Here is a 3381-nt window from a genome sequence, read left to right on the forward strand (position 1 = left end):
CCGCCATCAAAGCCAGCCGTAAGCCGCTGATTATCTGCGGCGGCGGCGTGAAATATGCCGGTGCCGGCGAGGCGCTGTCCCGCTTCGCTGAACGTTATGGCGTTCCCTTCGCCGAAACGCAGGCGGGGAAAGGGACGGTGGTCTCCTCGCACCTGCTGAACGTGGGCGGCGTCGGAGAAACCGGCTGCCTGGCCGCCAACCTGCTGGCGAAAGAAGCCGATTTGGTTATCGGGATCGGCACCCGTTTGAGTGATTTCACCACCTCATCAAAATGGCTGTTCCAGCACCCCGGCGTGCGGTTTCTGAACGTGAACGTCAGCAACTTCGACGCCTGGAAACTGGACGGCATTCCGTTGCTGGCCGATGCCCGCGAAGCCCTGACGTCGCTGGATAACGCGCTGATCGGCGAAGGCTGGCAGGCGTGCTGGGGCGCGCAGATCGACAGCGCCCAGCGTCGCCAGCTGAAAGAGACCCAGCGCGTCTACCAGGCCGTCTGGCAGGAAAAGGCTTTTGTCCCCGAAATCGATGATGCTCTCGATCGTGAGTCGGTGTACCGGGAATTTCGCCAGCTCACAGATTCCACGCTGACCCAGTGCAGCGTGCTGGGCGTACTCAATGAAACGCTTGCGGCGGATGCGGTGATTGTGGCAGCGGCGGGCAGCTTGCCTGGGGATCTGCAGCGCGTCTGGCGCAACCGGATGCCCAACACCTACCACGTCGAGTATGGCTACTCCTGCATGGGCTATGAAGTGAATGCCGCGCTGGGCGTGAAGCTGGCGCAGCCGCAAAGCGAAGTCTATTCCCTGGTCGGAGACGGCTCTTTCATGATGCTGCACTCTGAGCTGGTGACCTCGTTGCAGGAGCAGGCGAAGATCAACGTTGTGCTGCTCGACAATATGGCCAACGGCTGTATCAACAATCTGCAGATTGGCCACGGTATGGGCAGCTTCGGCACCGAGTTTCGCTATCGCTCAGCGGCGAACGGACAGTTGCAGGGCGGCCTGGTGCCAGTCGATTTCGCCACGATTGCGACGGGCTACGGCTGCAAAACCTGGCGCGTCACCACCCTGAATGAGTTGCGTCACGCGCTGGAGGCGGCGCGCCGCGAGACGATCAGCACGCTGATCGATATTAAAGTGCTGCCGAAGACCATGGTGCATTCGTACGGCAGCTGGTGGAACGTTGGCGTTGCACAAACAGCCTTGTCAGAACGTATTCGCAAAGTAGCTGAAATGATTAATGAAAAACGCGCCGAAGCGCGGGATTATTAGAACAGAACGCTCACCTTGAACCCTACAGAATCACGGAGAAAACCACTATGTCACTCAAATTAGGTGTCATCGGCACTGGCGCCATCGGTAAAGAACATATCCGTCGTTGCACCCAGGTCTTACAGGGCGCCACCGTGGTGGCGGTGTCGGATATTAATGCCGAGAGCGCGCGTGCGGCGGTGGCGCTTCCAGGTGTGCAGGCGGAAATCTACACCGACGGCCACGATGTTATCCAGTCCAGCGATGTCGACGCTATTCTTGTCACCTCTTGGGATCCGACGCATGAAGAATATACCCTCGCGGCGATCGCCGCTGGCAAACCGGTGTTCTGCGAAAAGCCGCTGGCGATGAGCGCGGAAGGCTGCCGTCGCATTGTCGACGCTGAAATGAACGCGGGCCGTCGGCTGGTGCAGGTCGGCTTTATGCGCCCTTACGATGAAGGTTACCTGGCGCTGAAAAAAGTCATTGATGATGGTGATATCGGCGCGCCGCTGATGCTGCATTGCGCGCACCGTAATCAGTCGGTCGGTGAAAACTACACCACCGATATGGCGATCACCAACACCCTGATCCACGAGCTGGATGTGCTGCGCTGGCTGCTCAATGATGACTATCGCTCGGTACAGGTGCGTTTTCCGCGCTCCACCTCCCATACCCATCCGCGCCTGAGAGATCCGCAGATGGTCTCCTTCGAAACGCGTAAAGGTACCCTGATCGACGTAGAAGTGTTCGTGAACTGCCAGTACGGCTACGACATCCAGTGCGAAGTGGTCGGGGAAACGGGGATTGCCCGCCTGCCGGAGCCGTCTGCGATCCAGATGCGTAAAAGCGCCAACCTGTCGAGCGCGATCCTCACCGACTGGAAAGATCGTTTCATCAAAGCTTACGACGTGGAGCTGCAGGCCTTTATCAATGATGTGAAAGCCGGCCTGCTGCAGGGACCGTCGGCGTGGGATGGCTATGCGGCCTCCGTTGCGGCCGATGCCTGCCTGCAGGCGCAGGAGAGCAGTGAACCGGTCGCGGTGATGCTGCCCGAGTGCCCGGCGTTCTACCAGCGCTAATTCACACTCTGCTTACGAAACGGTCAATGCTCGCGCGCCGTCCGGCAAACCGGCCGGTCGCGACGGGCATGCACCTCGCGAAGATGAATCGCCGCATCGTCAGGATGCGGCAGCAGGAGCCATATTATGAACCAAGATAACGTCAAACTGGCCATCGCCCCGATCGGCTGGACCAACGATGATATGCCTGAACTGGGCAGCGAAAATACCTTTCAGCAGATTGTCAGCGAAATGGCGCTGGCGGGGTTTAGCGGCAGCGAAGTGGGCAGCAAATACCCGCGCGATCCGGCGGTGCTGAAGCCGATGCTGGATATTCGCGGCATTCAGATCTGTAATGCCTGGTTCAGCACCTTTTTTGCCAACGGGCAGCGGGAAAAGACCATTGACGAGTTTGTGAATCACATGAATTTCCTGCATGCGATGGGGGCGAAAGTGATTGGCTGCTCTGAGCAAAGCGGCAGTATTCAGGGGCTGGAAAAACCGATTCTCGGCGAGGCAAAACCCTGCTTCAGCGAGGAAGAGTGGCTGCGCGTCGCTGAAGGCTACAACACGCTGGGGCGCCTGGCCGCCGAGAAGGGCATGCAGGTGTGCCTGCACCACCATATGGGGACCGGTATTCAGACCACCGCAGAGATCGACAAATTTATGTCGCTGGTCGATGACAACGTCTTCCTGCTGTACGACACCGGACATGCCTGGTATTCCGAAGGGGGCGAAGCGCCGATGCTGGCGATCCTCCAAAAATACCTGCCGCGTATCAACCACGTGCACCTGAAAGATGTACGTCCGCCGGTGATTGAGCAGGTTCGTCGCGAAGGGCTGTCGTTCCTTGATGGCGTGAAGACAGGCACCTTCACCGTGCCTGGTGATGGGGTGATCGATTTCCGTCCGGTGTTCAAACTGCTGGATGATTTTGGCTACAAAGGCTGGATGGTGGTTGAAGCCGAACAGGATCCGGCGCTGGCTAACCCTTTCGAATACGCCCTCAAAGCGCGTAAATACATTCGTGAAACGGCAGGAATCTAATCGTTGATCCACTTTCAGGCCAC

The 3381-nt window shown here is 58.5% G+C and carries 3 protein-coding genes; all 3 read left to right on the forward strand.

What is annotated here, in order from left to right; all coding sequences use genetic code 11:
• Positions 1-1271 (forward strand): thiamine pyrophosphate-dependent enzyme (locus ACZAHD_RS22525; protein ID WP_462458709.1); only part of this gene is annotated, 1271 nt, incomplete at its 5' end.
• Between the two features lie 47 nt (positions 1272-1318).
• Positions 1319-2332, forward strand: a complete 1014-nt coding sequence (iolG, locus tag ACZAHD_RS22530; RefSeq protein ID WP_462458710.1) for a bifunctional inositol 2-dehydrogenase/D-chiro-inositol 1-dehydrogenase — start codon at positions 1319-1321, stop codon at positions 2330-2332.
• 126 nt (positions 2333-2458) lie between these two features.
• Positions 2459-3358: a myo-inosose-2 dehydratase gene (iolE, locus tag ACZAHD_RS22535; protein WP_462458711.1), complete on the forward strand. Its 900-nt coding sequence runs from the start codon at positions 2459-2461 to the stop codon at positions 3356-3358.
• The last annotated feature ends 23 nt before the right edge of the window (positions 3359-3381 follow it).

The organism is Raoultella sp., from assembly GCF_039594335.1.
Taxonomy (GTDB): domain Bacteria; phylum Pseudomonadota; class Gammaproteobacteria; order Enterobacterales; family Enterobacteriaceae; genus Klebsiella.